Raw genomic sequence first — 2,116 nt, 5'->3', positions numbered from 1 at the left:
TATCCACAACCTCAAAACTGTGTTTTGAGCTGACTTCGTCAGTTCTATCCACAACCTCAAAACTATGTTTTGAGCAACCTATGGCTAACTTCCTATGTTTGCTTTTTGATTTTTATTGAGTATAAAACACCATAAAAAAATGAACTTGGAATTTTCAAGTTCATTTTTTCTTATAGTCTATTTCCGACATTAATACGGTTAATGGCACGTTGCAGTGCAATCTTCGCACGACGTTCTTGGTCAATCAAGTGTTTGTCTTGTGCTTCTTCAATTGCACGTTCTGCACGAAGTTTGGCACGTTCTGCACGACTGATATCGATATCACGAGCACGTTCTGCAGAGTCAGCAACGATTGTAATCATATCATTGGCAATTTCAATAACGCCACCGTTTACTGCAATCCAGTTCACGTGATCTTCGTCATCAATACGTTTTACCTTTACTTCATCAACTGCTAAAACCGCAATCATATTTTCATGTCGTGGCAAGATCCCCATCTCACCATCCAGAGTTCGAACCGATACATAGCTGGCATGGTGATCATAGACGAGACCATCTGGTGTCACGATCTGGACAGTTAACTGAGCCATAGATTACCTCTTAAAATCCCATTTTTTCAGCTTTTGCAATCACATCTTCGATAGAACCTACACCACGGAAGGCATCTTCTGGCAAGTGGTCGTATTTACCATCAAGGATTTCTTTAAATCCACGTACCGTTTCAGCAACTGGAACATATGAACCAGGCTGACCAGTAAATTGCTCCGCAACGTTGAAGTTTTGTGACAAGAAGAACTGGATACGACGGGCACGTGCAACCAAGGTCTTTTCTTCATCAGAAAGCTCATCCATACCGAGGATAGCAATGATATCTTGCAACTCATGGTAACGTTGGAGGACACGTTTTACTTCTGCAGCAACTGCATAGTGCTCTTCTCCAACGATTTCAGGTGCCAAGGCACGTGAACTTGAAGCAAGTGGGTCAACGGCTGGGTAGATACCCAATTGTACCAACTTACGTTCCAAGTTTGTTGTTGAATCCAAGTGAGCGAAGGCTGTTGCTGGCGCTGGGTCAGTATAGTCATCCGCTGGCACATAGATAGCCTGGATAGAGGTTACAGAACCCTTCTTGGTTGATGTAATACGTTCTTGCAATTGACCCATTTCTGTAGCAAGGGTTGGTTGGTAACCAACGGCTGATGGCATACGACCCAAAAGGGCAGATACTTCTGAACCAGCCTGAGTGAAACGGAAGATATTATCGATAAAGAGAAGCACGTCTTGGCCTTCTACATCACGGAAGTATTCAGCGATTGTCAAACCAGTAAGGGCAACACGCATACGTGCTCCTGGTGGCTCATTCATCTGACCAAATACCATGGCTGTTTTCTCGATAACGCCTGATTCTTTCATTTCCCAGTAAAGGTCATTTCCCTCACGAGTACGTTCCCCAACACCAGTAAATACTGAAATACCACCGTGTTCTTGGGCAATGTTGTGAATCAATTCTTGGATTAAGACGGTTTTACCAACTCCGGCACCACCGAACAGTCCAACTTTACCACCTTTAAGGTAAGGGGCAAGAAGGTCGATAACCTTGATCCCTGTTTCAAGGATTTCAGAAGAGGTAGACAACTCATCAAAAGTTGGAGCTTTTTTATGAATTGGCTGACGCTCTGCGTCTTCTGTAAAAGGAGCTTCCAAGTCAATGGTATCTCCCAAAACGTTGAAGACACGTCCCAAAGTTTCTTTACCTACTGGCACAGAGATTGGACGACCTGTGTCCAATACTTCCATTCCACGAGTCAACCCATCTGTTGATTCCATGGCGATAGTACGGACCATACCATCTCCCAACTCCAAGGCTACTTCAAGGACGATTTTTGTTTTTCTTTCGTCATTTTTGTAGACGACAAGTGCATTGTTAATCTCAGGAAGTTTTTCCCCTGCTGCAAACAAGACGTCTACAACGGGACCGATAACCTGAGCAATTTTACCTGAACTCATCTCCTTCTCCTATTCTATATAAGATACTGTCGGTTCCTAGCTAAACTAGGTCCTAATACTCTTCGCAAATCTCTTCAAACCACGTCAGCTCTATCTGCAACCTCAAAAC

The 2,116-nt window shown here is 43.5% G+C and carries 2 protein-coding genes; both read right to left on the bottom strand.

Annotation, left to right across the window (positions count from 1 at the left end; translation table 11 throughout):
• Positions 1-170: 170 nt before the first annotated feature.
• Positions 171-590: a F0F1 ATP synthase subunit epsilon gene (locus HT719_RS10715; RefSeq protein ID WP_000068041.1), complete on the bottom strand. Its 420-nt coding sequence runs from the start codon at positions 588-590 to the stop codon at positions 171-173.
• Positions 591-600: 10 nt separating this feature from the next.
• A complete protein-coding gene (gene atpD / locus HT719_RS10710; RefSeq protein WP_000094360.1) occupies positions 601-2,007 on the bottom strand; it encodes a F0F1 ATP synthase subunit beta in 1,407 nt (468 codons plus the stop codon).
• Positions 2,008-2,116: the final 109 nt, after the last annotated feature.

It is taken from the genome of Streptococcus sp. k-378 (assembly GCF_013277505.1).
GTDB lineage: Bacteria > Bacillota > Bacilli > Lactobacillales > Streptococcaceae > Streptococcus > Streptococcus pseudopneumoniae.
The sequence above is the reverse complement of the archived record's forward strand: the minus strand, read 5'-3'. Positions and strand labels throughout refer to the sequence as shown.

What these genes read in the sequence shown, in the direction of transcription:
- HT719_RS10715 (WP_000068041.1), bottom strand. Translation starts at nt 590, where the DNA reads ATGGCTCAGTTAACTGTCCAGATCGTGACACCAGATGGTCTCGTCTAT.
- atpD (WP_000094360.1), bottom strand. Translation starts at nt 2,007, where the DNA reads ATGAGTTCAGGTAAAATTGCTCAGGTTATCGGTCCCGTTGTAGACGTC.